The organism is Flaviflexus huanghaiensis (assembly GCF_014118685.1).
Taxonomy (GTDB): domain Bacteria; phylum Actinomycetota; class Actinomycetes; order Actinomycetales; family Actinomycetaceae; genus Flaviflexus; species Flaviflexus huanghaiensis.
Genome location: NZ_JACFAK010000031.1, coordinates 1 through 1883 on the forward strand (window position 1 = coordinate 1; position 1883 = coordinate 1883).

A 1883-nucleotide genomic window follows, 5' to 3' on the forward strand; every position below is an offset into this window, starting at 1 on the left:
GTGCCTGGCCGGGCGCTCGACAGTACAACGCCAAGACACCCTCCGGGTCATTCGTAGACAAGGGTCAGAACGCGCCGGCCAGGTCTTCCCGATTCTTGCGGAACCAGGTGAAAACAGCCTGACAGTCGTAGCTATCGCCAACAGTACCGATCGAGGGAACAGCGCCGATCTCCGCTAGTCTCTCGCCGTAGCGAATGGACGTAAATTGACTGCCTGCATCGCTGTGACACCGAAGCCCGGGCAGGTGAGTCCCGCGCGACCAGCGGGCCATCTCGATCGCATCGAGGACCATGGGTGTGCGCATATGCGAGGCGACTCGCCAGCCGACGATCATGCGGGAGTAGACGTCGATGATGAAGCACACATACGCGATCCCGGCCCAGGTGGCAACGAATGTCAGATCGGTGACCCACAGCTGATTCGGGCCTGTGGCGGTGAAATCACGGTCGACCAAGTCAGGATGCCGAGGGACAGTCGCATCACGATGAGTGGTTCGGACTTTCTTGGTCCGTCGTGCCCCTTCGATCCCTGCTGCTCGCATAAGACGGGCGGTCTGATCGCGGCCGATATCGATTCCCGCACGGCGTGCAGCCTTCCACAGCTTCCGCACTCCATAGACGCTGTAGTTCGCTTCCCACAGCTCAAACAGCTGGGGAATCAGCTCCGCGTCCCGGATCGCACGAGCAGAGGGGCCACGTTTCTTCGCGGCGTAGTACGTGCTTGGAGCCACCTGCAATACCCTGCAGATGGACTCGACTCCAAGACGGCGCCCGGCCACAATATCGTCCCTATTTAAGTCGATGAAGGCCACTATTTCTTGTGTTGGCGGTCGAGTTCCGCCCCGAAGAAAGACGCTGCGCGTTTGAGGATTTCGTTGGCCCGGCGCAGCTCGCGGTTCTCCTGCTCAAGCTCGAGCAGACGGCGGGCCTCATCAGTGCTCACACCAGGGAGGTGGCCATCGTCGATATCGGCCTGACGCACCCAGGTGCGTACCGATTCTGGGCCGTATCCGAGCTGATCGGCAACTCTTTTGACCGTGCCGTTCTTCGTGCCCAGCTCTTTACGTAAGGCGCGCACCATGCGCACCGCTGCCGCCTTTTCCTCTGGTGAATACCGCCGCTGCGAGGCGCGTCCGGGATTGTTCATAACTGACATTATTCCATCCTTGTTTCCAAGCTCAGGAATCTCCATCAAACCCAGAGCGATTCACATAAAGGTGGGGGCGGGGAAGTTCATCTATCTCTACGTTAATACTGCTGAATTTAATGGTCTATCAACGGCTGGTGGGGCCGCTTATACCGGTGTTGTCTGTGGAATGCTCACGACTGTCACGGGTGTGGGGGGTATCGCATGCGCAGCGGTCACTCAGGGGATCTTTGCATACGTGCGTACGCGGGATGCGCCGGGACGTAACCAGTGCGGAGAAATTAAACTCTCCTGGGTTGGGTTCGGCCCAGTGGGCTACAAAGTGATCAACAAGCCCTGCAATAAGATTTAAGGTAATTCAATGTGGAGAGCAATGAAAATATTGGGGTTAATGTTGCTATTTAGCTCCCTGCTGACTCCTGTCTTGGATGCAGTTTTTGAAACGCGGCCAAGCTGGGGTGTGATAATTGTTGCCGCTCTTCTGGGGCTAGTTTTAGCCATCACTGGGTATGTAAAAGATAAGAATAGCCGTCATAGGATCTGAGGAGATAGGCTACTGGCGCTAGCCAACAGGGCCAGCACCAGTAGCCTAGATCGTCCGGCGACATGAGGGTCTGCTGAAGGTTTAGGTGACAGCTTGTTTTCATGCCGCTGTTGCGGCGGGTGTGTTCATCATGGTTTCGAATTCGATCGGAGTCAAACGTCCCAGGCCGGCTTGTCGGCGCCGACGATGATAG

Annotated in this window: 1 pseudogene and 1 other annotated feature; the pseudogene reads right to left on the minus strand. The window is 57.1% G+C overall.

The features are described from left to right. Positions 1 to 124 precede the first annotated feature (124 nt). Positions 125 to 1155, minus strand: a pseudogene (locus tag H7E91_RS11395) (IS3 family transposase); the annotation flags it as partial. Then, positions 722 to 856, minus strand: a sequence feature (AL1L pseudoknot). (Overlaps the previous pseudogene by 135 nt.) Positions 1156 to 1883: the final 728 nt, after the last annotated feature.